At 67.7% G+C, this 26752-nt stretch carries 20 protein-coding genes; 17 read left to right on the top strand and 3 right to left on the bottom strand.

Translation table 11 applies throughout. The annotated features are described in order from the left end of the window. Window positions 1-448: hypothetical protein (locus GNX96_RS44915; protein ID WP_279583196.1), on the top strand; the 448-nt coding region annotated here is incomplete at its 5' end. Window positions 449-577: 129 nt separating this feature from the next. Here GNX96_RS44915 and GNX96_RS44905 read toward each other — a convergent pair. After that, a complete protein-coding gene (locus tag GNX96_RS44905) occupies window positions 578-1051 on the bottom strand; it encodes a winged helix-turn-helix domain-containing protein (RefSeq protein ID WP_279583195.1) in 474 nt (157 codons plus the stop codon). A gap of 88 nt (window positions 1052-1139) precedes the next feature. Then, window positions 1140-2399 (bottom strand): DUF222 domain-containing protein, encoded by a 1260-nt coding sequence (locus GNX96_RS44900; protein ID WP_163573542.1) that lies wholly within the window; start codon window positions 2397-2399, stop codon window positions 1140-1142. Window positions 2400-3022: 623 nt separating this feature from the next. Here GNX96_RS44900 and GNX96_RS44890 point away from each other — a divergent pair. The 8 genes from GNX96_RS44890 to GNX96_RS44855 all read left to right on the top strand — a co-directional run bounded on the left by GNX96_RS44890 (window position 3023) and on the right by GNX96_RS44855 (window position 16711). Continuing rightward, window positions 3023-3565, top strand: a complete 543-nt coding sequence (locus GNX96_RS44890; RefSeq protein WP_163573544.1) for a GNAT family N-acetyltransferase — start codon at window positions 3023-3025, stop codon at window positions 3563-3565. A 119-nt stretch (window positions 3566-3684) separates the two neighbouring features. Further along, on the top strand, window positions 3685-7503 hold the full coding sequence (locus GNX96_RS44885) for a coiled-coil domain-containing protein (protein ID WP_163573540.1): 3819 nt from the start codon (window positions 3685-3687) through the stop codon (window positions 7501-7503). Then, the gene (locus GNX96_RS44880; protein WP_279583194.1) at window positions 7458-7874 is read left to right on the top strand and encodes a hypothetical protein; all 417 of its coding nucleotides are present in this window, start codon (window positions 7458-7460) and stop codon (window positions 7872-7874) included. Before GNX96_RS44885 ends, GNX96_RS44880 begins: the two co-directional genes overlap by 46 nt. Window positions 7875-7912: 38 nt before the next feature. Further along, the gene (locus GNX96_RS44875) at window positions 7913-9754 is read left to right on the top strand and encodes a hypothetical protein (RefSeq protein WP_163573538.1); all 1842 of its coding nucleotides are present in this window, start codon (window positions 7913-7915) and stop codon (window positions 9752-9754) included. Between the two features lie 117 nt (window positions 9755-9871). After that, complete coding sequence (locus GNX96_RS44870) at window positions 9872-13696, top strand: hypothetical protein (protein WP_163573537.1); 3825 nt, start codon at window positions 9872-9874, stop codon at window positions 13694-13696. Between the two features lie 85 nt (window positions 13697-13781). Further along, window positions 13782-14705 (top strand): hypothetical protein, encoded by a 924-nt coding sequence (locus tag GNX96_RS44865; protein WP_163573536.1) that lies wholly within the window; start codon window positions 13782-13784, stop codon window positions 14703-14705. A 12-nt stretch (window positions 14706-14717) separates the two neighbouring features. Continuing rightward, window positions 14718-15440: a hypothetical protein gene (locus GNX96_RS44860; protein WP_163573535.1), complete on the top strand. Its 723-nt coding sequence runs from the start codon at window positions 14718-14720 to the stop codon at window positions 15438-15440. After that, complete coding sequence (locus tag GNX96_RS44855; protein WP_163573534.1) at window positions 15350-16711, top strand: hypothetical protein; 1362 nt, start codon at window positions 15350-15352, stop codon at window positions 16709-16711. Before GNX96_RS44860 ends, GNX96_RS44855 begins: the two co-directional genes overlap by 91 nt. Here the strand turns inward: GNX96_RS44855 and GNX96_RS44850 are convergent. Then, entirely contained in the window at window positions 16701-17348 is a 648-nt protein-coding gene (locus tag GNX96_RS44850; RefSeq protein ID WP_163573533.1) for a hypothetical protein, read from the bottom strand. The two genes, GNX96_RS44855 and GNX96_RS44850, sit on opposite strands and share 11 nt — an antisense overlap. Window positions 17349-18737: 1389 nt before the next feature. Here GNX96_RS44850 and GNX96_RS44845 point away from each other — a divergent pair. The 8 genes from GNX96_RS44845 to GNX96_RS44815 are packed head-to-tail and all read left to right on the top strand — an operon-like array spanning window position 18738 to window position 26607. After that, the gene (locus tag GNX96_RS44845) at window positions 18738-21332 is read left to right on the top strand and encodes an RHS repeat domain-containing protein (protein ID WP_163573532.1); all 2595 of its coding nucleotides are present in this window, start codon (window positions 18738-18740) and stop codon (window positions 21330-21332) included. Next, on the top strand, window positions 21329-21889 hold the full coding sequence (locus tag GNX96_RS44840; RefSeq protein WP_163573531.1) for a WXG100 family type VII secretion target: 561 nt from the start codon (window positions 21329-21331) through the stop codon (window positions 21887-21889). The genes GNX96_RS44845 and GNX96_RS44840 overlap by 4 nt, the downstream gene beginning before the upstream one ends. A gap of 57 nt (window positions 21890-21946) precedes the next feature. Continuing rightward, window positions 21947-22744 carry a hypothetical protein gene (locus GNX96_RS44835; protein ID WP_163573530.1) on the top strand — a complete coding sequence of 266 codons (798 nt, stop codon included), beginning with the start codon at window positions 21947-21949 and terminating at the stop codon, window positions 22742-22744. Window positions 22745-22799: 55 nt separating this feature from the next. Further along, window positions 22800-23222, top strand: a complete 423-nt coding sequence (locus GNX96_RS44830; protein WP_163573529.1) for a hypothetical protein — start codon at window positions 22800-22802, stop codon at window positions 23220-23222. Continuing rightward, window positions 23191-24030: a hypothetical protein gene (locus GNX96_RS44825; RefSeq protein ID WP_163573528.1), complete on the top strand. Its 840-nt coding sequence runs from the start codon at window positions 23191-23193 to the stop codon at window positions 24028-24030. The genes GNX96_RS44830 and GNX96_RS44825 overlap by 32 nt, the downstream gene beginning before the upstream one ends. After that, window positions 24018-24272 carry a hypothetical protein gene (locus GNX96_RS60105; RefSeq protein ID WP_279583193.1) on the top strand — a complete coding sequence of 85 codons (255 nt, stop codon included), beginning with the start codon at window positions 24018-24020 and terminating at the stop codon, window positions 24270-24272. The genes GNX96_RS44825 and GNX96_RS60105 overlap by 13 nt, the downstream gene beginning before the upstream one ends. Window positions 24273-24304: 32 nt before the next feature. Next, window positions 24305-25783 carry an FtsK/SpoIIIE domain-containing protein gene (locus tag GNX96_RS44820; protein WP_279583192.1) on the top strand — a complete coding sequence of 493 codons (1479 nt, stop codon included), beginning with the start codon at window positions 24305-24307 and terminating at the stop codon, window positions 25781-25783. Then, a complete protein-coding gene (locus tag GNX96_RS44815) occupies window positions 25777-26607 on the top strand; it encodes an FtsK/SpoIIIE domain-containing protein (RefSeq protein ID WP_163573526.1) in 831 nt (276 codons plus the stop codon). Before GNX96_RS44820 ends, GNX96_RS44815 begins: the two co-directional genes overlap by 7 nt. Window positions 26608-26752 lie beyond the last annotated feature (145 nt).

Here is a 26752-nt window from a genome sequence, read left to right as displayed (position 1 = left end):
GGGGCATCAAAATCATCGGCATTCCCGGACCGTCCCTTATGGACGACGAAGTCCGAACGCGACAACATTCGACTACAACCTGATTAACAACGCCACATTCTTCTGCAACACCGTGCACGACTACGTGACGATTGAACCACTGTTCGCGGCGCTGCCGGGCATCAAAATCATCGGCATTCCCGGACCGTCCCTTATGGACGACGAAGTCCGAGCTCACGTACATACTGGAGCATGGCCGCCGTACGCCACGGCGACTACATCGCCAAAATACGCACCCAGCCGACGCCGTCCTCATTGGACGGTGTCACCCACGGTGCCGTCGAGGTCACCGCCGACGGCCGAGGCGAGGCGTACCGCAAGCCGGGGCATCAAAATCATCGGGGTCGCTGATCACCCCGAGAACCAGATCGATCCGTCGACAGCGCAGTCGCAGTCATTGGGGACCTGACCGGTCGTCTCGTCCCATCGCAACAGCCGGTCGTTCGGAATGTCACTCCAGATGAGATAGCGCCCTGCTGGTACGTAGATCGGCCCTTCGGCCCACCGACTGCCCTGATACAACGTCTCCAGCGATCGGTCACCGTTGCGGCAGGGCGCGAACCGCTCGTCCATCGTCTCGTAAATGGTCACTCCCACCATCCTGCCAGGTCCAGCCGCCGGCGGTGAGGCTGCCGGTGAAAGTGCTGAACTTCAACGACCCGCCAGCGGTGATCGCGGAGATCATGCCGATCGACTCGCGGTTGCCAGTCTTAGACAACACTGAGGTCTGGCCGATCGGAGCCCACACGGTGCCACTGTGAAAATCAGACCTGATCGACGCCTCGTCACCGAAGTGCACCACCGCACCGACCTTCTTCGCGGCCGCGACAATAGCCGGATATTCCTCATCCTTCCACCGCGCAACAGCTTCCGGATTCTGCTCGTAGGCTCGCCGCAATGGTCGCTGCGGAGACAGACCCATCTTCCGCAGCAACCGCCCGACCGTCGTGGTCGCCAACTGGACACCGAACTCACGCTCGATCAAATCCGCGACCATATCCCTGGTCCACAACGCGAACTCGAAATGCAGCTGACGCGGATCATGACCCGTGATCAAACCGCACGATCTCGCTATTGCCTTGGGCGGCAACTTCCTAGCGTTAGAACGGTGGTGGTGGGTATTCGTCGTTGGGGGTGACGTCGTACGTACGACCGGTGGGGCTGGTCCACAGGAAACGTCCGGGCGTCGGTTGGGTGACGGTCCAGCCGTGTTCTTTGATGTCGTTGTGGAATTTGCATGCTGGTCCGGTGCTGTCGTACGCGGTTTTGCCTTCCGGGTCACGGAAGGGGGTGGTGTGGTCGAATTCGCAGGTCGCCGCCGGCCGGTTGCAGGCGGGTCCGCAGCATCGTTGGTCTCGGGCGTTGACCAGGTCGCGTAGCGCTTTGGTGGGGCGGTAGCGTGTACGGCCGTGGTCGATCACCACTCCGCTGACGGGGTCGGTGAGGATTCGGTACCATTCGCTGTTTTCGTCGCCGGCGAGTTCGCGGGCGCGTTGCGCGGTCATCGGCCCGTATCCACTCAGGATCGCGGGGTTGTTGTCCAGGCCCATCAGGGTGGTGGCGTCGACGCGGAGTTCGATTTTGGTGCGTACGTTGCTGGGCACGCCCAGGCACAGATCGGTCAACGCATCCGCTCGCAAAGCGTCCATCGTCCGAGTCTCGTCTTTGGTTTTGAGGCTGCGAGCGATGGTGTCGATGATGCGGTAGATCGCTTCCGCTGATTCGGCGGGCAGGAAAGCGCCCAGCAGCGCCATCCCGTCTTCGCAGGGCTGCTTTTCCACCCGTCGTTCGGAGACCAGTTTCTTGCGGCGGGCTTCGGCAGCGGCTGGGTCGATTTTGATGACCTCCCGGCGGGCCCTGTCCCGGATCGATCGAGGCGTCTTGGAATCGGCGCCGGGTAGCACTTTCTCTTCGACTTTCCGAGCGTCTTCAGGTGAGAGGTGGCCGACCTGGTCCGCGAACGTGAATGCTTTGCGCAAGTCAAGGTGACCGTGGGACATCCCGGCCATGGTGCCGGGGAGTTCGTGGACGAGTTGGTACGCCAAGTTCAGTCGCTTTTGAGCAGCGGGCACGCTCCAGGTTAGTGATGCGGCGATTTCACCGGCCGCGTATTTGGAGAATGGTGCGCCTACGGCTGGGCGGGCGTTGGTGAAGCGGTCCATGAACCGCATCTGCATCGCCTGCGTATACGAAATCACCTTATCCAAGGTTTCGATCGCGGCGAGCGCGGTGTCCGCGTCGGCTCGGCCGTACCGGTCGAGTTCTTCCAGCATTTGCAGGGGGACCCAGCTGGGTGGCATGGTGCGCCACGGCTGCTTGTTGGGGTCGGTGAATTCCGGTCGCCTTCGTTTTTTGCTCATGACCCAATTTTACTGGTTGCCACTGACAGTCGGGGTGCCAGTTTTCGTTTCTGTGGATAAGAAACGGACCACTTAACCCCTGTGGAAAACTCTTGTTTCGAGGCGCGCTGCGGGGTTCTGCTCTTACGCCCGCCACGGCGCAAGCGAGCCGGCGGGCGCCTTTGGGGGAGAAGGGAGTGCCGTTGTAGGCGTACGCGACACCGGGCGGGCGCCGCTGTTGCGTTGGGACACTGACCGCTCATCCCGCCGACCGTCCTCGGCGGGTCGGGGTTTGGCCAGCGGACTCAGAATTTCACTGAGCAGGGTGCCGGTCTCGCCGCCGAAATTCCAACGGAAATTGGTATTCCGGGCGAATCGTTGCGGCGCATTTACCCAAGACAGCCATGCTATAGCTGCGCGCTCGACGGCGGGCCGGGACGAGAAACACTGCCGCTGATCGCGACCAGGCTGTTTTTCGGTTGATGCCGAATAGCCCCATCGCTCGTCCTTCCCGACAGTGCTCATGGCTTATCTCAACGAGACACAGAGCGCGCGCGTTCAGCTCGGTGAGTCATTTTCGTCGACGCTGATGAGGGGATTGGCGGGCTCGGTCGCCGGGGAATGGGCTCGACGCGTCGGTGACAATGGTGGATGTGAACGGAGCATCTACCAGCAGCGAGCTCGCAGAGTGGTCGGTGGCGCCCGAGCCGGTGGCCGGCCCGGACGCTACCGACCTGCTGCGCTTGTACTTCACCGAGCTGATCGTGCGTTACAGCCGGCGTACGGCCACCGAGGCGGAGATCGACGAGGCGCTCGCCGACGAGCCGAGTGCGGATCTGGTGCCACCGACCGGGCTGTTTCTGGTGGCCAGGTACCGGAATCAGCCCGTTGGCTGTGTGGGGCTCAAGGTGCTCACACCACAAATCACAGAGCTCAAGCGGGTGTTCATCCGCGAGCCGTACCGTGGCCTCGGCGGCGGCTCCCGCGTGCTCGACGCCATTGAGCAGGCCGCGCGAGCGTTGGGGGCGACCGCGATGCGCCTGGATGTCCGTGCCGATCTGGTCGAGGCGCGGCGGCTGTACGCGAGGAACGGCTACGTCGAGATCGCGCCGTACTCGGACGCACGGTATGCCGACCACTGGCTGGAGAAACAACTCCGCCATCCCACCTCACAGGCAGACCACTAGCGTCCTGCGCCGGGTGATCAAGGGGCGGCTCGCTCGCCGAAAATGTGACCGGCGCCATGAACCGTACGTGCCGCCCATCCGTCTGCCAGGTCAGACCATCTCGGACCTGGGGAGACGCGGTGCCCAATGGGAGCGCGCTGGCGATCTGTCACGACGGACGGGTCATCGTCGTCCCAAGTGGTGCTTTTGTGGTCAAGGACCCGGTTTCGACGCCGGTCGACCAATCGGAGTTGCTCGCCGCGCTGACCGCGCACCCGCTGCCGGGAATTGCCGTCGTACGTCCGGGCCCAGAGGCGGAGCGGTCGGCGGTCCTGCGGCGCTACCTCGCTGGCCTGGATTCCCGGGTCCGCGACTACCTCGCCGTCGTGCCGCCGGCCAAGGTCCTTGCGGACGCCGATGCGGACGCATTGGCCGAGCTCGGGGACTTTTACGACCTCGCGCTGTTGGTGCCCGGTGAGGTCATGCCCAGGCTTGCCCACTCGGTACGAGCCGTGCCGCTGGACCAGCGGGGCGGGCAGACCACTTCGCAACGGCCGGCCTGGGTGCGGCTGCAGACCCGCGCCCAGGCGGTGTCGCGGCTGGCGTTGGATGACGCGATCGATCGCGTCGCCCGCGGTGACGCGCCGTCGTTTCAGCGGCTGGCCGACTGGACCGAGCGGGTCGCGGCGATCGGTGACAGCTTCCAGATCGGGCCCGGCGTGGGCAGCAGGTCGATGGCGGTCGAGGCGGCCGACGCGCTCACCGCGTACGTGGCCCGATATGGGACGCCCGAGATGCTGCAGCGGCTGCCCCAGGTGTCCTCTTTCCGGCAACTCGCGGCCACCTTCGGCGGGTTGACCTCGACCGGTCCGGCCGCTGTCTTCGAGGCTTTGCAGGCAAAATCTGGGTCAGCGGCGCTGCTGTCATTCCGGCTCGGCGGCTCAGGGCCGGCCCGGGTGGCGTGGGTGTTCGCCGGCGATGTTGAGCATCCCGGGTTGTTTTGGCAGGAGCCCAGGGCCGACTCGCCGCCGACCCTGGTCCCGGTCGATCCGGCGGCTGACGAATGGCTCAAGGCGACGCTCGCCGACCCCCACACGCGGGTGACAGTGGTTGGCAACGCGGAGCCGGACCCGCTGGTGTCGCTGTCACCCGCGCCGGGCCGTACGAGCGCGCTGTCGCCGAACGAGGTCGCGGAGCTGTTCCCGTGGCTGGCCGAGCTGACGTCCGACGGGCCGGAGCGCACGCGTACGGCGATCACCATCGACGAGCGGCTGGCCGTGAGTTCCTGGGACAGCGTGGACGGTCCCTGGCACACCGCGGACGGCGGCGCGGAGCTCCCGGCAGCGTCGGTACGCAGCTGGGTCTTCCGACCGCCCGTGGGCAGCGTCCACCAGGTGCTCGAAGCGATGAGGCGGGCGCCGGTGGGCTCGCGAGGCGTGTTGCTGAGCCGCGCTGGTGCCTCCTGGCGGCCGGTCAACGTGGTACGAGCCGACAACGGCCCGGCGATGCTGAGCGAGCTGGCGCAGAGCCCGGATGAGCTGCGGTTCCTGCCCTTCACCGCGGGCATCCCGGACATCGCCGCGGCCGAGGACGGCGAGCCGGCGCCGCTGATCGACGACGAGCTGTCGCCGGACCAGCGCGTACGGCTGATGGCGCTGGTCACACGGGACAGCGGTGCGCTGACCGTGGTGCGGGCTCTGGCCGAGACTGACGCTGGCCCGAGTTCGGGTACGGCCGCCGACGGCCGGCTCGCGGAGGCGCTGGTCGACCTACCGGTGGCACCCAGCCGTCCGGCGGGTACGAACCTCGCCGTGCCTCGCCCGGGCACCGAACCGACCGACGCGACGCCTGTCGTCGAGGACCGTGTAGCCGAAAACCGTGTAGCCGAGGACCGTGTCCCCGAGGACCGTGTCGCCGAAAACCCAGTCACCGAAAACCCTGTCGCCGAAGACCCAGTCGCGCTGCTGGACGCGGCGATCGCGGCGGCGCGAGGCAGCCTGGACGCCGGTGTGAGCGGCGAGGAGGAGGAGCGGCTGAGAGCGATCGACGCGCTGCTCACCGAGACCTTGGGTCCGCTCCTTCGGGAACTCACCGACGACCTTGAACGACGTACGACGGCCGCGTTGGAAGCCGGCGAGCAGGTCATTCTGCGCCGAGAACACCTGGCGGAGGTGACGAGAGAACATACCCAAGCAGGGGCGCGGTTCGCCGCGATCGGCAGGACGCTCGGCGCGCTGCGAAGCCGCATCGGCGAAGCCGAGCGGCTGCTCAGCGAGCTGCAGGCCGTACGCGCACAGCGGGCCGAGACGCTGGCGGCGGCCGACAACGACTACCAGCAGGCCAGGAAGGCGGCAAAGCCCTCCCCAACCAGGGTGGCCGAGCTCAGCGGCGTACGCACCGATGCTCGGCGCGAGCTGACCGCACAGGACGGCCGCGTCGCGAGTCAGCGGGACGGGGTGGAGGCGCTCAACAGCGAACTCGCCGAGGTGCAGCGACAGGCGCTCGCGGTCAAGACCCGGCGAACCGAGCTGGCGGCTGAGCAGCGAACCGCCACCGCCGCGTTGGCCGGTGCCGAGCGCGAGCGCGATGGCGCGGTCGATGCGCGTCGGATCGCCCAGACCCGGGTGGCCACTGGGCGGGCGAGGATCGGCCCGTTCACGGCGCGGGCCGCCGCTCTCGCCGACCTCTGGCTGATGGACGCGCGGATCCGAGCGGCCCGGGTCGAACTCGTACGGGCCGGCGAGACCACCGGGACCGCCGAAGCGGATCGGGCGCGGCTGCGGATGCAGGGGATGCGCGACCGTGGCATCGCCGAAGCGACCAACGAGGACCTCGCGCACCTCAGGTACCTCGATCGGCTGGCGGCCGCGCTCAACGGCGAGGACATCGAAGCCGACGAGAGGCCGATCCGCGAGCGAGTCCTGCGGGTGGCGCGCACCAGCGGCCGCCCGCTGACTGATGACGACATCGACGCGATCGTCACCAGTGAGCAGGCGCATGCCACCCTGCATCGCCTGAGCGAACTGCTGGCCAAGCACCGGCCGGCGGCCGTGGAACAGCGGGAGAAGGCGCTGACGCGGCTCACCGGATCGGCGCACACACGTACGGTTTTCGTCGCTGCCATCCCCGCCGACATCTTCGAGCGGGAGCGGTTCAGCGCCCTGACCGAGGCCGCGGAATGGGACGCCGGCGCGGACGCGGTGGTGAAGGGGTTGGATCAGCCGTACGAGCCGTGGTTCGCCCGGGAGCTGCACGTCCTTGGCGACGGCTTCGTCAAGGAGATCCGGGAGCTGCCCGAACAGACCCGAACGGACTTGTTCACCGGCCTGGACGCGGTCTTCACCCCACGTCGGCAGGGACCGACCACGCTGACCAAGCCGCCGGCCGGGCTCGAACCCTTCCTGGCCAGGCTGAAGGGCCTGCTGGGCGGTACGGACCGGCGGGGGGGGGGAGAAGCTCGTCGGGATCGGCGAGACGGCCGACATCGGCGGCCGGTTCGTCCGGGTCCACGCCCGGCCCGGTGCGATGCGGTTCAGCCCGCCGGCCGGTGGCGTCGACCCGGAGGCCACCGTCACCAGGCCGCGGTACGGCGACACCACGTACGCGCGAGTGCGCAGCGGCAAGAGCGAGTGGAGCGGCGACGCCCTGCTGACCGCGGTGTGGGCGGCCAGCAACGAGATCTTCAACCGGATCGTCGGGCCGATCGTCCGGCTGTCCGTGGGCGGCGGCGGCCGGACCTGGCGCGAGTCGGTCGCCCAGGAGCGCCAGTCGGGCACCAGGATCCTCGCGAACGACATGCACGACTACGCAGCCGACATGGACATCGTGGTCGAGATCGACGGCCGGGAGGTGCGGACGTACCCGCTGCCCGCCACACGCGGTGGTGGCGCTTCCCCAGCTGTTTTCCGGCGCGGTGGAGGCGCGCGACAGCGCGACCGCGGGGACGGCGACCAACGTGACGAACCCGGCCGCGCTGCAGTACGAGGACTACGTCGTCAACGCCAGTGACTTCACCGGGTTCCTGGCGTCCCTGCGCCGCGGCCTGCGCGACAAGCTCAGGCTGACCGAGGCCCAGGCGGCCAAGGTAGTGCACGAGTTCCGGGCCGAGATGCTCAACGAGAACCGGGTCAAGGACCGCCAGCAGTGGTGGACCACCAATGCCTGGTCGTCGCCGCTGGTCGACGTGTCCATCGGCGAGCACGGACGGTTCAAGGGACATCTGACGGGGGCGGAGCGATCTCCGAGCTGCGCCGGATCGCCCCCACCAAGCCCGGCATCATCCGCAACGACATCGCTGGCACCCGGACCCGCCGAGCCGGTCGCGGCCTGAGCTCCCGGGCCGGCTTTCGGGCCGGCGTCGAGCTGCCGGTGCACCAGCCGCAGTACGTGGTGATGCCACGGTTCGACGTGCTCAGTTTCGCCAGCTCGGTGGCGGACGACCGGGCGGTCTCCGCGCAGTCGCAGACCAAGATCGCGACCATGCGCAAGCAGGAGCTGGTGCGCTACCGGGTCACCGTCGACGTGACCATGCGGCTGCACTCCAGCCGGGGCACGCTGACCGTGACCAGTCCGGTCACCACTGAGTTCGCGATACCCGCCGGGCGGGCGGCGGCATTCCAGGCGCGGGCCGTCGCCGACCCGACGCTGGGGCGCGTGGTGGCCTTTCCGAGCCTGCCCAAGGTCCGGTCGCGGTGGAATCCGAAGCGCTGGTACGGCTCGGTCCGCAGCCCACGTAGCCGGCTCGGCTCGCTGCTACGCGCGCCGTTCGCGACGAAACCGCCACACCCCTTCCGGGTAAGTGCGGGACGGGTGTCGACGGACCTGCGGGTGCTCGCGCGGCAAGGCCCGATCGAGCTCTCCGCGACCCGCCCAGCGGGGGCCGCCGGGACCGATCCGTACTTGCCGGCCGGCTGGGAATGGGCCCGCGAGCATCCAAACGTCACGGTTCGTACGGAGGGCGATTTCAGCCATCGGACCGGGCAGTCAACGACCACGCGGTTCCGCTACCACCTCGACGCGACCGGCCACGTCGAGGGCGCGTACCGGCTCGGCCGGCCGCTCAGGGTGGACTCGGACAGGGCTGGCTCGGACAGGGCTGGCTCGGACAGGGCTGGCTCGGACAGGGCTGGCTCGGACAGGGCTGGCTCGGACAGGGCTGGCTCGGACAGGGCTGGCTCGGACAGGGCTGGCTCGGACAGGGCTGGCTCGGACAGGGCTGGCTCGGACAGGGCTGGCTCGGACAGGGCTGGCTCGGACAGGGCTGGCTCGGACAGGGCTGGCTCGGACAGGGCTGGTTCGCGGACCGATGCGCCCGAGGCGTTCGGCCGGGGGCCGATCGAGTGGATCGCAGCTGCGGTCCGTCGGCGTGGCAGTGCCAGCCAGCGGCCGCAGACTCCGACGCCGTTCGCCGCGCGCGGGATGAGCGGCCTCGGCGACCTGATGGTGAAGGCCGCGTACGGTCCGATCGAGGTCGCCATCGACGGCGCTGTCCTGCCGCCGCACCTGGCGTCGCTGAACCGGATGCGCAACGTGCGGGTCCGCCCGCTGGGCGTCGAGACGTACGAGCCAGGCGCCCGTACGGACGCGTCGTTCCGCTACGTCCTCGACCCGTTGGGGCAGGTGCTCGGCGCCGTCCCGATGGGCCCTGTCCAGCAACGGGCCGACGGCGTACGAATGCGAGCGCTGGGCACGTACGTTCCGAACCCGGCCTCCTATCGTCTCGCTCCGGTGACAGCGCCGCCGGCCAGCGTCCCAGCCAGGGTTTCCGGACCCACCCGGGAGCCAGCGGAACTGGCCTCTAAGAGCGGCCTCGGCCCAGGCGTGATCAAGGAGATGCCCGGCGCCCAGCTCATCCTGCCCGCGGTGATGAACCTGCTGCAGAAGGCGATCCAGACGCGCGGTCTGACGCTGTCGGCGGAGGAACAGCAACAACGCGGTCTTGAGCTGGCGGTGAAATACGGCATCCCGGGCCTGCGTGGGCACCAGCGCACCCTGTACGACGGCAGCATCCTGGACGTGTACGAACTGGGCGGCCACACCTTCCGTACGAACGTGTCGGCCCAGCTGGGCGAGTTGCTGGAGCTTGGCACCGACACCGATGTCACGCTCGACCTGCAGAGCAAGGGCATGGCCGGGTACACCGCCGACCAGGGCCGGTCGTGGAACACCGGGTTCGGGCTGGAGGTGGCCGTCCGGGCGATGTTTTGGTGACCACGCCGGAATCCACGCCTCGGTGCTGGCCCTGGCCTACCAGCTGCGGCGAAAAAACGCCAGATCGCGCTGGACCTGGCCTTCAAGGAGTACCGGCGGCGCAAGACCAGCGGAGAAGTGCGGCTGTTCACCCACGCCACCGCGTACGACGTGATCATGACGGTCACCGGGCCGGACGGTCGGGTCTCGGAAGTGGCACACCTGGTTTATGCCGGAGAGGACTTCGTCGCACCCGTACTGGTGGCGCTTGAGGACCTCGAACCCGAAGCCGCTTCGGCCGATCCTGACGAGATCACGCCGGTGGCGCTGTCGACGACGCCGGAACCGGTGCCGCCCGAGCTGGCCGGGTTCTCGGCGGTGACCGCGGCCGAGGCGGACGAGATCCGCGCCTGGTTGGGCGGATCGACCGCCGGCGGGTCGCGCGTACGCGGCTTTGACGAGGGCATCAACGGCGTGTACGTCTGGTTGCAGCAGGTGAAGGTGCTGGCCGGTTACGCCAACAACCTCGCCGCCGCCAACATTCGCCGTCACGTCACGGCGGGCGAAGCCCCGCACGCCGACCTGGCGAACATCCTTGAGGCGACCGCGCGGACAGCCGGGTCCAGGCAGTTCATGGACGCCGACCTGGCCGACACCCTGACGCCGGACTTCCTGGAGCCGCACGCCGAGGAGGCGCTGACCAGCACCGGCTACCTGATCCGGCTCGGCGAGATCGACGGCTGGACACACGCGCTGCGAGTGCACATCGTGCCGGTCAACCCGCGGTTCGTCCGGGCCGTCGAGGGCGCCGCGCACGAGCAGTACACCGAGTCGGACAACCGGATCGTCCAGTCCGCCAGTACCGCGCACCAGGTGCCGGTGGAGTTCGGTGCGAGCGTGCTGGTCGCGGTCCCCAGTCCCGGCGACGGCGCGCCGCCGGACGCGCACCAGGCCGGGCAGGTCTCGACGACGTCCGGCAACTACCTGTCCGGCGGAGTCGCGTACGAACAGTCCACCGAGTGGGCCCGCGACCGGTCGGAGCTGACCGGCGGCCTGGTGCTCAACCTCGCCAGCTACTCCGGCCGGAGTTTCCGGCACCGGATGGACGCGGTCTACGTCCTCACGTACGTGCGCTATCGGCAAGGCGAACTGCTGCCCCCGATCCAGGCCATGGTCAAGATCCACAACGGCATGCAGACCTCGACTCCGGAGCCGCTGGTCGGCGAATACGGCCTGCCGCTGCCCGCGAGTGCGCGGCCGCGACCACAGCCGGTGCCGTTCCAGCAGGTGCCGGTCCACCGGGAGGTGGCGTTCGCCGCGTCGGCGATCGAGAAGCTCGACGCCCGCGAGGTCCTGCCAGCGCTCAAGCGCGGCCTGACCGGGCTGAAAGTCGACCTTGCGGACCCGGATCTCACCGGTGCGGTCGAGGCGGTGTTCCGTACCGACGCGATCCGCCCCAACTACGGCACGGCTCGCCGGGACGGGCTGTTTCAGCTCATCAGCCTGCCGGCTCGCGGTGCGTTGGCCGCCCGCTACGTGCTCGTACGGGTGACGGCGACCGACGGGCCGCTGTCGTACGAGAAGCCGCGTCCGGATGCGAAGTCCACGGTTGGCGGCCAGGACTTCACGCAGCACCGAGAGGGCAAGGCCCGGGAGCGCGGCCACGGGCTGCACGCGCACGCCGACGGCCGCGGTACGGCCCCGGACGGCACCCGAGTGGTGGTGGGGACAGCGGCCGGCGTCGAGGCCAAACAGACCACCGAACAGCTGGAGACCACGACCGCGCGCGACATCCGCCGCGCCACCACGACCGAGTCCGACAGCCAGCAGTTCCGCGCCAGCGTCAGCTTCCGGATCGAGATCTTCGAGACCACTCGCCTGATGGAGGCGATCGACGGGCCGTGGCGGCTGCTCAAGTCGGGCGTACGCGTCATGGACTCGCTCGCCGACGGCCGCGGGCGTGCGCAGTGGCAGCGCTGGTTCGACCCGACGCCACGCTCGGCCTGGAGTCACACCGTACGAGGCTCGGTCCGGCTCCTGGTCCCGACGCACCTGACCACCCGGCCGGGCCGGCAGCGTACCGACCTGCCCCGCGGGCCTGGTGACTCGATTGGCCACACGCCGTCGTTGCCGCCGCCGACGATCGGGATTCATCCGGGCATCCGGCCGCCGGACCCGGGTGTCGCCGGCCGGTTCAGCCGCGAGGTCGCGGAGCGGATCCAGGTGCTGGACTCGTTCGGCTTCGGCGACTTCGCCGGCTGGCTGCCGGCCACCACCCAGCGCGGTGCGGCCCGTTACGACCGTTCCCGGCCGCCGTCCGTCCCCGGTTATGAGCCGATGTCGCTGGCCGCGCTGGCGATCCAGCTGCGGTTCAACCAGTCCAACGTCAAGACCTCCGCGCCGACGCTGCTGCGCGGTGGGCGGCTGTCGTTCGGCACGAACACTTTCCACGTCCAACTGATCCTGACCAAAGGGCGGTGGCTGGCCCGCGGCGACTACGACGCGCTCGCCTTCCCCGAGCACAGCTCGGAGCCCGAGCACAAGCACGAGTCGTCGAGCGGCTGGCAGGCGCAGCCGCTACTGGTGGAGCTTGGCCAGGGCACCGGTGACGATCGGCTAACCGGCGGCGGCCTGTTCTCGATTGGCCGCGAGCGCGCTCGCGGCGGCGAGAACTCAGCCGCCGACTACGTCGAGGAGAACGAGCTCGTCAAAGGCGCCAACGACTATTACTGGTTTGACGTCACGCTTTACGGCGCCGTCGAGGGTGGCCGGAACCATCTGCGGGTCGACCTGCCGTTCGGCCTGATCGGCCTCGTCCCGGCGTCGAAAACCGCGGCGTACCGCACCACGTACCCGGGCATCCTGGACGCGCCGCGACCGGACCTACTGGCCCAGGACACCGCGCCGACCGGCTTGCTGCAGGACCCGACACAGTCGCTGGACGTGATCGCGCGGGCGCGACGGCTGCTCAGCGCGGAGCTGAGCCGACCAGGTGCGAGAACGGGCTCGTCGGACCAGCGGTTGCGGGACTGGACCGAGCTGGTGGAGCCGCCGGCTGGACGGTCGGCACCGGGCGGCTTGGCGGACTGCCTGGTGCGGGCGTACGGAGCGTTCGTGGCGCGGCACGGCCGGCTCACCAACGCGATCGTCGACGCCAGCGTGCTGGAGCACCCGACGCTGGACAGCCTGCTCGCGGTGTTGGGCGGCACCTTGACCCAGCTATCGGACCCCGACCGGTTCTGGGATGAGATGGAGGCGGCGGACCACAACGGATACATGGCGCTCGTGTACGCCACGCCGGCCGGTGCGAAGCAGCCGCACGTCTTCTGGATGGCGAACCTCCCCAGTGGCATCAGGTGGCTCGACAGTCAGCGGCGCGGGTTACTCGACCGGCCCGCCGTACGCGGCAGCACCAGGCAGTATCTGACCGGGAAGCTCACCGACCAACACACCGCGTTGCTGCGAGCGCCCGGCACCAAGGTCCTGCTACTGGACCAGAACGGCCGCCTCGTCGACTGGGCGAAGCCGCGGCTGGTGCGTACCACCGAGGCTGGGACGGACCTGCCGGTGATCGCCCGGCGCCCGGGCCGAATGCCGGCGCCGGACCGGACTCTCCACGATGTGTCCGTCCCGGCACCGGCTGGCACCCACTGGGAGGGCCAGTTGCTGCCCCTTGGCACGTTCAGCGGCTCGGCGCGGCGACAACTCGACCTGGTGAAGGCGCGGATCGCCGGTGTCCGGCGGCCGGTGATCGCGGTGTACGCGCCAGGTGCAGCCGGTGAGAGCACGATGGCCGATCTCCGCGACGTGCTGCTCGCGTACGCCCGCCTCGGCGTCCATCCGGTGGTCCTGCCAATGGCGCTTCCCGGCGCCCAGGACGGCGTGTTCGAGCAGCTCCGGGGCGAATTCAAGCCGGTGGTGATCCGCCGCTCGACCGGCGGGGGGGAAGCCTGGGCAACGTGATGGAGCTGGTCGCGCCGGACGGGACCGTCAGCCGAGGGGAGCAGGGCCTGACGGACGACCTGTTCAGCAGCCGGGCGACGACGACGTGCCGGGTGCGGCGACCGGCCACCTGCTGCCGGCCGCGGCGGCCGGCTGGCTGCTGGCCCGGCTGTGGAGCCCGGAGCAGTTCGCTTTCCTTGCCACGTACGGAGATGAGCTGCGCACGCCGGACACCCGGGCGGCGCTGCTGAGAACGCTGCCCGAGACCGAGGCCCGGTCGTATCTGGCGCTGTTGGACCTGCCGGATCCCTGGGTTGGGGTGTTGGCACTGCGTACGTGGCACGACCGGCACGACCTGCTGGCCAGCCGCCCGGCGGAACTGCTCGCAAGCGGTGTCGCGGAGGCGCTGAGCCCGCTGCCGGCAGCGTTGGCCGGGCCGCTGCTTACCCTCACTGACCTGGTGAAACGCTACAGTCAGGGCCGGGGGTACGCGGGTCCGCCGGCCATCGACCTCGCGCACATCCAGGACCTGCGGGTCGAACGGGTGGCGGAGCTGGGATGGGGCGACCAGGTGCCGGAGACGTTCGTGGCCGGCTTCCTCAGCGAGTCGCTGTCGCTGAGGCAGCGCGAACCCTGGATCAATGAGCTCGTCCGGGTGATGGACGTACGGCCGCCGGCCGGGCCGATCCGCGGCCTCACCCCGCACGAGGTGGCGACGCTGGTGGGCAGTGTCGCGGACGAGGACGCCGAGGCGCTGGGCATGGTGTTCGCCGCGGTTGCCGAGGCGGTGAGCCTGTCGCCGGACGAGGCGAGCCAGGTTGCCGCGGAGATCACCGAGTTCGCGAAACCGAGCGCGGACAGCGCCTTTGGTGCCGCGGTCGAGGCGATCGCGTCATGCGGGGTGTCTCCGGCCGTGCGGGCCGCCCTGGTGCCGCCGCTGTTCTACCTCCGGAACCGGCTGAAGGCGTACGGCCAACAGGTCCACAGCGACCTGGTCGAGCACACGATGCTCGCCATGCTCAAGTGTTGACGAGGAGCAGTCATGACCCTGCCGATCACTTCCCGATCGCTGGCGGAGCTGTGCGCCGACGGCCGGATCGTTCCGCTGCCCGGTGGCGGCGTCTGGATCAACTCCCGCTACCGGGGCACGCTGGACGCCGATCCGTTCCTCGACGAGGTCCTGTCGCTGTCGCGCTCACCCGGCGGCACACCGCTGGTGTTCGAGCTGGACGATCTCGGCGCGAAGCTGATCGCGAAGCAGCTGGGGCGTACTCCGCCCGAAGCCCTGGACGTGATGGTCCAGCGCCCGCTCGGGATGGCCGCCGGCATGGACGCGTACGCGCTGGGTGAGGTGGCCGACCGGTTCGGTATCCCGGTCGAGATCCCCCATGAGCAGTTGCTGCCGTCCGGGCCGGGCCGCGAGCTGGACCAGATCCAGCACCGGCTGGTGACCCTGCCACAGCGAGACCCGCTCACCAACGAGACCAAGGTCTGGGTGCGCGTGGTGCCGGCGGTCGGCCATCCGGCGCAGGCGTACGAAAACGCCTCCGACGGCGTCGTACGGGCACAGGCCGGCGTTCGCTACCCGATCTCCCACGGATCGTTTACCGGCCCGACGGGAGTGTGCAGCTCGGTTGGTCGGGCGGGCTGGTGGATGGCTGGTACGGCCCGGCGATGGCGCGGTTCGGCCGTCCGCTGGACGACGTGGATATCGCTGCCGCGACCGCGAGTCCAGCGGTCGACCTGCCTGGATACGGCGAGCTGATGCGCCGGATGGAGAGTGCGCCGGGCAACCGCCAGGCCTTTGTCGAGGTCACCGACAGCAGCGGTGACGTCTCGGTCTTCCTGGCCCACCGCGACCCGTTGCACGTCGCCTTTCTGGATCTCGGCTGGTCCCGGGCGGCCCGCTTTCCGGCCGGGGACGTACGGATCCGTCTCATCGGGCTACCCGGCACGATGTCGCTGGCTGAGCGGCTCGACCGGATCCGGGAGGCGCGCCCGCCGGCGGAGCTGCTGGCGGCACCCATCGTCTGGCCGCGCGGCGCGACGCTCGTCGGGCCCGACGTACCGACTCCGGTGGTGGTGCTCGGCGATGCCGACAAGGTGCTCCAGGACCTGGTGGAGCAGTTGGCGGGGTGGGCCGAGGCGATCGGCCAGCCGATCGTGGTCGCCGGCCACGGCCGTACCCCGCGGCCGGTCCCGGGCGGGCAGGTGCGCGCGCTACGGTCGCTGCTCTCGCAGTTCGGCTTCCGGTGGAAGGTGCCGGTCGTCCTGACCTTTGGCGCGGTCGACGACAACCGGCCGGAAACGGCGCGGCTGTACGGCGCGCTGGACGACTTCCACGTGTCGTTGGTGCATCGGGTGCCGGCCGGGTTCGACTACCGCTGGACCGTACGCCCGGGTTCGACAGCCGACGGCCAGCCGCCGGGTTCCGCGCAGCTTGCCCTGCCCTTGCTGGTCTTCGCCGCGGGGAAGGATCGCCGGCCTGCCTCCGCGTCGACGACCGAGGCGGCGACTTTCGTCAGTACGTCGCTGACCACCCTGCTGGGTGGTCTGGGCGGCCCGGTGAAGCAGCTCGCGCCCTGGGTCCACCAGATAGCCAACCGCGACCCTGAGGCCGCCGCCCACAGCGCCGCGCTCCAGCTGGTCGCCGGCGGTCACCAGGACATCCTTTCGAAAGTTCTGGCCGGGAATCCTCGCGAGAGGATCTTCGAGTCGCTCGCTGGCCTCGGTGGCGACACCCCGGTCGACCATCAGCGTGGCGTCCAGACCCTGCTGCCGCTGCTGAGTCAGCTCGCCGGCGGCTTCGACCTGAAGGACCTGGCGAGTCAGGCCGCGCTCACGGCGCTCAACGACCTGCTGGGCGGGACGAAGGACCACGCGCAGATCCTGAAGGAGCTCTCGGACTCCAAGGACTACCTGACTGACCAGGCGAGGGTCGATCTCGTCCGACTGATCCAGAACCTCGCCAGCAAGATGCCCAAGGAGGACCTCAAGAAGTACGAGGTCGCGACGCAGCTGATCCTCACCTGCTGACCCGTCGACGCCTGGACTGCGGGGCTCTTGTTATTGAAGCGGCAGGAAATGAGTCCTTGTCGGCCTTGGTGTAGATCTGAACCGCGTCGTTCAGGCGCGCGGCGTAGTTTCCGGTCATATGGATGGCGTCCGCGATGGAGAGCAGCGCGCTGTCCAGGCCGGCGATCATTTTCGGGGTCTGTTTTGCCAGCTCAGGCAGGGGGGACGTGGTGTCGGTCGTCGGGCCGGACTGGATCGAGTTGATCGAGTTGTGGGTTTCGGTGTGACCAGCCGAGGTCGCGCTTGACTGTTGGAAGACCCAGCCCTTTTCCAGGTTGGTCGTGTCCTTGAGGTTCTTGTAGGTCGCCGCGGCCTGGTCGATGGAACTCTTCAGTGCCAGCTCCGCGTCGCGCAGGGTCTGGACGGTGACCGCGAACTTCGGCACATCCGGCGGCTTCTGGCCGCCGTTGCCCGGATCCGACTCTTTGATATCGCCGGTCGCGGACGGCGCGAACCAGCTGTCGACGACAGTGACCTCGGGCGGGGTGGGGTTCGCGCCGACCGCCCCGTCGTCCTTCGCTTCCGGGGGCTTCTCCCGCGGCATCGGTCCAGACGTGAAGTGGTTGAACGGGTCGCCGCCGCCTACCGAATCGGACATCTCGCGTCTCCTCGCTCTCCCCGTACGACCACGCTGAGCTGCTCTTTCGTCGGCTCGCTCAGGTTGGCGCGCCGGTCCGCGCGCCGGGTCGGCCCGCGCGCCTTGGTGGCGGTCATGGTCGTGTAACGAGCGTCGGACCGGGTCGGTTCACCGATCTCGCCATGAACCGGGGGAGTCGCCCTATCGCCCGAACTGGGCACTGCCGCGTACCCAGTCGGCTCTGCAAGTCTGCAGCTGTATGTGCCGGTTCCGGCGCGGCCGGATCTGAGTGAGGTGGTCGGTTTATGACGGGGCAGCCAGCGCGACAGGTGACCCAGTCTGACGGCTCGCTGGTGGACTATGACGCCTCCGGCCACGCGATCCGGCAGAGCTGGCCGGACGGTCGGATGACGACCTTCCAGTACCGTGGCGACGACTACGTCGCCACGACCGGCGACGACCATGTGCTGTACGACAGCAGTGGTCACGAGATCAAGCAGTGGCAGGGCAACCACGAGTCGTCGGCGACGTTCTATCACCGGCTTGCGAATGGTCATTATTCGCTGACCGATCCCGACGGGACTGTTACTGAACGTACGACCGATGGTCATTTGGTTCAGCAGATTTCGCATGGTCAGGTCACGAATTTTCAGTATCGCGGTGACAACTATGTCGCCACGACCGGCGATGACCATGTGTTGTTTGATGGTAGTGGTCATGAAGTCAAGCAGTGGCAAGGAAGCGATGAGTCGTCGGCGGCGGCTTATCATTCGCTTGGCAATGGTGATTACACGCTGACCGATCCGGACGGCACGGTTACCGAGCGGACGACGGACGGTCATTTGGTTCAGCAGATTTCGCATGGTCAGGTCACGAATTTTCAGTATCGCGGTGACGGTTATGTGGCGACCACTGGCGATGATCATGTGTTGTTTGATGGTGGTGGTCATGAGGTCAAGCAGTGGCAGGGAAACGACGAATCGTCCGCGGCGGCCTATCACTCGCTTGGCAATGGTGATTACACGCTGACCGATCCGGACGGGACTGTTACCGAGCGGACGACTGACGGTCATTTGGTTCAGCAGACGTCGCATGGTCAGGTCACGAATTTTCAGTATCGCGGCGACAATTACGTCGCCACGACCGGCGATGACCATGCTCTGTTTGACAGTGCTGGTCATGAGGTTAAGCAGTGGCAAGGGAACGACGAATCATCGGCGGCGGCCTACCATTCGCTCGGCAATGGTGACTACACGCTGACCGATCCGGACGGTACGGTCACTGAACGGACGACTGACGGTCATTTGGTTCAGCAGACGTCGCATGGTCAGGTCACGAATTTTCAGTATCGCGGTGACAACTATGTCGCCACGACCGGCGATGACCATGTGTTGTTTGATGGTAGTGGTCATGAAGTCAAGCAGTGGCAAGGAAGCGAGCGACGAGTCGTCCGCAGCGGCCTACCATTCGCTCGGAAATGGCGATTACACGCTGACCGATTCCGACGGTACGGTCACCGAACGCACGACGGACGGTCACCTCGTTCAGCAGACGTCGTCGCATGGTCAGGTCACGAATTTTCAGTATCGCGGTGACAACTATGTGGCGACCACTGGCGACGACCATGTGTTGTTTGACGGTAGTGGTCATGAGGTCAAGCAGTGGCAGGGAAACGACGAGTCGTCTGCGGCGGCTTATCATTCGCTTGGCAATGGTGATTACACGCTGACCGATCCCGACGGGACTGTTACCGAGCGGACGACGGACGGTCATTTGGTTCAGCAGACGTCGCATGGTCATGGTCAGGTCACGAATTTTCAGTATCGCGGTGATAATTATGTGGCGACCACTGGTGATGATCATGTGTTGTTTGATGGTGGTGGTCATGAGGTCAAGCAGTGGCAGGGAAACGACGAGTCGTCTGCGGCGGCTTATCACTCGCTTGGCAATGGTGATTACACGCTGACCGATCCGGACGGGACTGCTACCGAGCGGACGATTGACGGTCATCTGGTTCAGCAGATTTCGCATGGTCAGGTCACGAATTTTCAGTATCGCGGTGACAACTATGTCGCCACGACCGGCGATGACCATGTTCTGTTTGACAGTGCTGGTCATGAGGTCAAGCAGTGGCAAGGTAACGACGAATCGTCGGCGGCGGCCTATCATTCGCTTGGCAATGGTGATTACACGCTGACCGATCCGGACGGTACGGTCACTGAACGGACGACGGACGGTCATTTGGTTCAGCAGACGTCGCATGGTCAGGTCACGAATTTTCAGTATCGCGGTGACAATTACGTCGCCACGACCGGCGATGACCATGTTCTGTTTGACAGTGCTGGTCATGAGGTTAAGCAGTGGCAAGGGAACGACGAATCGTCGGCGGCGGCCTATCATTCGCTTGGCAATGGTGATTACACGCTGACCGATCCGGACGGTACGGTCACTGAACGGACGACGGACGGTCATTTGGTTCAGCAGACGTCGCATGGTCAGGTCACGAATTTTCAGTATCGCGGTGACAATTACGTCGCCACGACCGGCGATGACCATGTTCTGTTTGACAGTGCTGGTCATGAGGTTAAGCAGTGGCAAGGGAACGACGAATCATCGGCGGCGGCCTACCATTCGCTCGGCAATGGTGATTACACGCTGACCGATCCGGACGGGACTGTTACCGAGCGGACGACTGACGGTCATTTGGTTCAGCAGACGTCGCATGGTCAGGTCACGAATTTTCAGTATCGCGGTGACGGTTATGTGGCGACCACCGGCGACGACCACGTCTTATACGACAACAATGGCAACGAGATCAAGCAGTGGCAGGGCAGTGACGAGTCGAAGGCTGCGCTTTACCACTCCACCGGCAAAGGCCAATACACGCTGACCGATCCCGACGGCACGGTCACCGAGTATGCGGACAACCACGCGATCCGGATGACCACGGCCAAAGGTCAGGTGACGACGTACCAGTATCGCGGCGACGGCTACGTCACGACCACCGGGGACGACCATGTCCTGTACGACAACAATGGCAACGAGATCAAGCAGTGGCAGGGTGGCGACGAGTCGAAGGCGGCGCTCTATCACTCGACCGGCAAGGGCCAGTACACGCTGACTGATCCCGACGGCACGGTTACCGAGTACGTCGACAACCGCGCGATTCGAACAACCGGGCCGAATGGCGTCACGACGTACGAGTACCGCGGCGACGGTTATGTCGCGACCACCGGCATTGACCACGTGCTGTACGACAACAACGGCAACGAGATCAAGGAATGGAAAGGCAATAACGAGTCGTCGGCGGCGTTGTACAAGTCGCTCGGCAACGGCCACTACACATTGACCGATCCGGACAAGACGGTCACCGAATACAACGAGAACAACAAACCGGTGCGGGTCGACAAACCCGGGCAGCCGACTCAGACCATTCAGTGGCTGCCCAATGGCGACTCCATCGTCACGCAAGGCGACCAGCATTTCAAGTACGACGGCAAAGGCGCGTTGCTGGAAAGCTGGACCGGGAACAACGAGTCCGTCGCGGACCATTACACGTACAATGACAATGGTGACCTCGTCGTCACCGGTTCCGATGGCAGCACGACGACGTACGGCCCGGATGGCAGGCCGATAACGACCGTCCTGAATGACAAGGACAAGACCCACATCGACTGGGCGACCGACCTGCCCAAACTGAACGCGGCGGTCGGCGCGGTGCAGAAGGAACGCGATGGCATGGAGTTGGCGATCCAGTACGTGACCGGGATCTTCCGCTCCGTCGAGGACTCCTGGAAAAGCCCCGCGGGCGATTCGTTCGTGGCGTTGTCCACGGATTTTTTCAAGGCCACCGGAAGTCTGTTGGGCATGCTCGACGAGGCGGTCGTGCGGATGCGCTCCTCTTATCAGAACTATGTCGAGTCGGAGGCGAAGAACGCCTCGTTCTTCGCCCAGATCAATGCCGAGGGACAGAAGGCGCACGGACATCTTGGAGGTGCTGGGTGAAGCCGCCTGACAACTACGACGACGTCGCGAAGAAAATCGACGTGGATCCTGGCCAGATCGAACTGAACGCCGTGGGCATCGACGGTGCGACCACCGTTCTCATCGAACACCTCAACGCCATTGAGCAGACGTGGCAAAGCCTGAAAGTCGGGTGGGCGGGACAGACCAAGGCCGAGGTGGACAGCTTCAACGCCGACTGGTCCAACGCCTACACCGCGATGTTTGGTGAGATGTTCGACAAAAACTACGATGGCAAGTCCGTCCCGCCAGAGGGTCATTCCGCGCTCGGCAAGGTCCGCAGGGTCATTCTCGCGGCCGCGTCGAACTACGCGAATGCGGAGGAGAGCGTGTCCGCGGAATTCCTCCGGTGGGGAAGCGTGCTGTCCGGCGGAGACAAAACCGCGGCGGCCGACGGCTGGAAGCCGCCGGCCAAGCTGCCGACCGATATTCCCGGCGATTCCACGCCCAAGCCGGAGGCCTCGCCGCCGGGCAAGGCGCCCAGCCCCGACCTGAGCCGCGACGACAAGGATCCGCCGGTCACCGAGAGCAACAAATAAAACTGGAGAAGCTTCGCCCGGAAAGTGAACCGGCGCCGCGTTCGGTCCGTCATGGAGGTGTCAGCGGATGAGGCGCCAGTCGGCGCCGATCAGGTAGGGCGAATGGTGACCAGCGTCGAGACACGGCAGGACAGCGGCATCGGGGCGCCGAGCGAGCAGCGGCAGGAGTTCCTGAAGGCCTTTCGGGAGCAGGGCTGGGCTCGGCCCGGCGTCGAGCGCCCCACTGCCCGTACGCACGTGACGCTGATCGTCGCGACCGTGGCCACCCTGTTCGCACTGCTGGCCGGCGTCGCGATGCAGCTGATAAAACCGGTGCCCCTGAAGGACAAGACGCCGGCCGCGGCAGCGAGTCCGGCGGCCGTCGGGACGTACGCGGCGAGCACTGGCTGGGACTGCACGGTCGCCACCGACCGTGGGTTCACCGTCGACGGCCGGCAGTCGACGTGGGTCACCATTGGCCAGGGCGGGTGGGCGCAGGACGGCTGTCACGGTGACTTCGAGGCGGTCCCGTTCGCTGGTACGGGCGCGGCGAAGACACCGACTTTCCAATGGTGGTTCCGTCCACCGGACGCGATGAAACGCTGCCAGGTGCTGGTTTTCACGCCGGTGCCGGACACCTCGGTCTATCAGCCCGTCCACGCGGCCACCTACTCGGTGCTCGACGGATCCGGCGGCGCCGAGATCGCCAGGTTCACCGTCGACCAGACCACCGCGGCCGGGACCTGGACGCCGCACGGCACCTATCCGGTTGGCAGCGGGGGCGTCACTGTCCAGCTGTCCGCGGCCGGCCTGTCGCCGTCGGCGCGGGCCGGGATCGCGGTCGCGCAGGTGACGGTCCGGTGTACGGCGGCATGAGCGGCATGACAGCTCCAAGGGCAGTTCGGATGGCAGTTCGAAGGAGGGCAACCAGATGACCCGGCTCGCATTCCACCGACCGCCCCGGTTCGCGCCGCCGGAGCCGTCGAACGAGCCGGTCACGCTGCCGTTGCCGCCGGAGGCCGGGAAAGGCCGCAACGCCGGCGGCTGGCTGGCGATGATCCTGCCGGTGCTCAGCTCGGTCGGCATGGCCGGCTACATGGTCACCTTCGGCCGCCCGGTCATCATCGCGTTCGGCCTGCTCTTCGTCGTCGTCTCGGTCGGAGTCACGATCGCCATGCGGTCGCAGATGCGCAGTAGCAACCGCCGGGACGCGAGGCGCCAGCGAGCCCGCTACCGGGCACATCTTGAGCAGGCCCGCGGTACGGCCCGGGCCAACGCGCGCCGCCCAGCGCGCGGCCAACGCGGTCAATCACCCGAGTCCGGTGAGGCTGTGGGCGATCAGCACGTCCCGTGAGCGGATCTGGGAGCGCCGGCGGCGGGACTCGGACTTCATGCGCGTACGCATCGGCCTCGGCCGCGCGACCCTGACCACGCCGGTAAGGCTGGCGCAGCAGCTCGACCCGCTCGGTGAGTACGACTGGGAGTCGCTGGCCGGCGCCCGGCGGCTGATGTCCCGGCTGGGCGCGGTGCAAGGCCAGCCGGCGGTCGTCGACCTCGGCGCGGCCGGCGTGGTGAGCCTGCTCGGTGCGCCGGAGCGGACCGCCGGCCTCGCCCGGGCGCTGCTGTGTCAGCTCGCTGTGCTGCACGCGCCGGACGACCTGATGATCGCCGTCGAGATGTCCGACGGCGGCGACTGGGAATGGGCGAAATGGCTGCCGCACACGATCGAACCGGACGCGGCCGGCGAGTCGGGCGTGCTTCCGCTGGTACGGGTCGACACCGCTGACCTCGCGGGCTTCCTGGAACGTGAGGTGCACGCGAGACAGGAGCAGCTGTCGTTGCAGCGGACACAGATCACCTTCGAGCGTGACCAGGCGCCGCGGCCGCGGCATCTGGTGGTGCTGTTCACCGGCTTCCAGCCGGTGTCCGAGTGGGGCCGGTCGCAGCTGTTCCGCAGCCTGCTGCAGACGGCCGGGCCGACGTACGGGCTGACCGCGATCTTCCTGGCGAGCCGCGAAGCGGACGAGCCGAGCCGGGGGTCGACCTGCGGATCCGGCTGGGCGAGGACGGCCGGGCCGCGCTGGAAGGCCGTACGGAGCTGGTCTCGGCCGCCGTGGACGGTTGCGTTGCCGACACCATGGAGCCGCAGGTGGCGGACCTGATCGCCCGCCAGCTCGCACCGCTTCGGCTGATCGACGAGAGCGATCAGATGCTGACCAAGGACGTGTCACTGACGGACATGCTGTTCGAAGGCGACCCGCTCGCGATCGATCCCGCGACGCTCTGGGTACGCCCCGACAGCAGCCGGCTGCTGCGAGTGCCGATCGGAACGGACAGCGACGGCGGGACGGTCCTGCTCGACCTCAAGGAGGCGGCTCAGGGCGGGTCGGACCGCATGGCCTGATCGTCGGCGCGACCGGCTCCGGCAAGAGCGAGTTGCTGCGGACGCTGGTGACTGGTCTCTCGCTCACCCATTCGCCGGAGACGCTGAGCTTCGTGCTGATCGACTTCAAGGGCGGCGCCGCGTTCGCGCCGCTGGCCGGGCTGCCGCACGTCGCCGGGCTGATCACCAACCTGGTCGATGACCAGGCGATGATCAGCCGGGTGCACGCCGCCCTGCTCGGCGAGCAGCAGCGGCGCCAGCAGATGCTGCGCGACGCCGGCGACGTGGACTCGATCCGTGAATACCAGACCCGGCGCGCGGCCGGCGCGACCAAGCCGGACGGTACGCAGCTGGAGCCGATGCCGTATTTGATGATCATCGTCGACGAGTTCAGCGAGCTGCTGTCCGGCCGCCCGGAGCTGGTCGACCTGTTCGTCCAGATCGGTCGGGTCGGGCGCAGCCTCGGCATGCATCTGCTGATGGCGACGCAGCGGCTGGAGGAAGGCCGGCTGCGCGGGCTGGACTCGCACCTGTCGTACCGGATCTGCCTGCGGACGTTCTCGGCGAGCGAGAGCCGCGCGGTGATTGGTACGACCGACGCCTACCAGTTGCCGTCGATCCCGGGCTCGGCCTACCTCAAGGTTGGCGAGTCGGTGTACCTGCGGCTGCGGGTGGCGCACGTGTCGGCGGCGTACTTGACCAGCGCGCAGCGGACCGAGGCGGCTGGTCCGATCCGCACGCTGGTGCCGTTCGAGGTCGGGCCGCTGCCGGACAGCGCGGTAGGGCCCGCCGAGGCGGAGCCAGCCGAGCAGGAGACGACCGAGCGGAGCGGCCCGACCGAGCTGCAGGTCCTGGTCCAGCAGATGAAGCCGCTGGCCGCGCCGGCGCACCAGGTCTGGCTGCCGCCGCTGCCACCGGTCGTCCCGCTCGACCTGCTGCTGGGTGCGCCCGGCGTACGCCCCGCCCGCGGGATGTGCGCGCCGGAATGGGCCGGCGGCGACCTGATGGTGCCAGTGGGCGTGCTGGACCGGCCGCTGCAGCAGGACCAGCAGCTGCTGATGGTGAATTTCGGCGGTACGCAAAGCAATCTCGCGCTGGTCGGCGCACCACAGACCGGCCGAAGCACGCTGCTGCGCACCATGATGCTGTCCGCGATGCTCACGCACACTCCGGACGAGATGCAGTTCTACTGCCTCGACTTCGGTGGCGGCACGCTCTACCCGTACGCGGACGTGCCCCACGTGGGCAACGTGGCCGGCCGCAGTGACGACGAGCTGGTCCGGCGCACGCTGAGCGAGATCCATTCGCTGATCGGCGAGCGGGAGCGGCTGTTCCGGTCGATGGGGGTGGACTCGGTCGCCGAGTTCCGGGCCCGGCGGGCCGCTGGCCGGCTGCCGGCGGGCACTCGTACGGCCGACGTGTTCCTGCTCATCGACAACTGGGGCGCGTTGCGTGGCACGGTGGAGGAGGCCGACGCGCTGGTGACCGAGATCGCGCCGCCGGCCTCGGCGTCGGCGTCCACCTGGTGCTGACCGCCAGCCGGTGGATGGAGATCCGGCCGGCGCTGCGGGACTCGATTGGTACCCGCATCGAGCTGCGGCTGAATGACCCGACCGACTCCGAGATCAACCGCAGGCTGGCCACCGCCATCCCGGCCGGCACCCCCGGTCGCGGTCTGGCCGCACCGGGCCTGTACTTCCATCTCGCGCTGCCGCGGATGGACGGCGCCGAGTCGACCGAAGGTCTGCGCGAAGCCCAACTGGAGATCCTCGACCAGATCGGCCAGGCCTGGCGGGGTGCCGCCGCGCCGCCGATTCGGCTGCTGCCGGCCCGGATCGACCTGCCCGACGTGCTGGCGCTGCCGGCCCGATCGACCAACGCCGGCGCATCCGTCGGCGTACCAACGGGCATCCCTATTGGCATTGCGCAGCGTGACCTCGGCCAGGTCGAGGTGGACCTCGCGACCGACGAGTCGCATCTGCTGGTCTTCGGTGACAGCGGTCGGGCAAGACCTCGTTCCTGCGTACGTGGATCTCGGCGATGGTCAGCCGCCGGTCGGGCTGGGAGGTCCGGTTCGTGGTCGCCGACTATCGCCGCAGCCTGCTCGGGCAGGTGCCGGACGAGCATCTCGGCGCGTACGCGGCGGACTCCGAGGCGCTCAAGGTCTACGTCGAGCAGGTCAGCGCGAAGCTGCGCGAGCGGCTGCCGCCGTCCACCATCACGCCCCGCGAGCTCGCCGCCCGGACCTGGTGGGAGGGCCCGGACATCTACCTGGTCGTCGACGACTACGACCTGGTCGGCGGCGGACCGCAGAGTCCGCTGCGGCCGTTCGTGGAGTTCCTGCCGCTGCCCTTGATGCGAATCGCTTCCCATCGTGCTCGCGCCCGCCGGGTCGCCGCTCTTCCCGCACGCTGATGACGCGACCTGCGGTGGCCCGGCTGCAGGAGATGGGGCAGTGGCGCTGGCCCTGGTGTTGACGGCGACCGGCGCGAAGCGTGCTG

This window comes from Fodinicola feengrottensis, from assembly GCF_010993775.1.
Lineage (GTDB): Bacteria > Actinomycetota > Actinomycetes > Mycobacteriales > HKI-0501 > Fodinicola > Fodinicola feengrottensis.
Note: the sequence above shows the minus strand (reverse complement) of the source record. Positions and strands in the feature narration are given on the sequence as shown.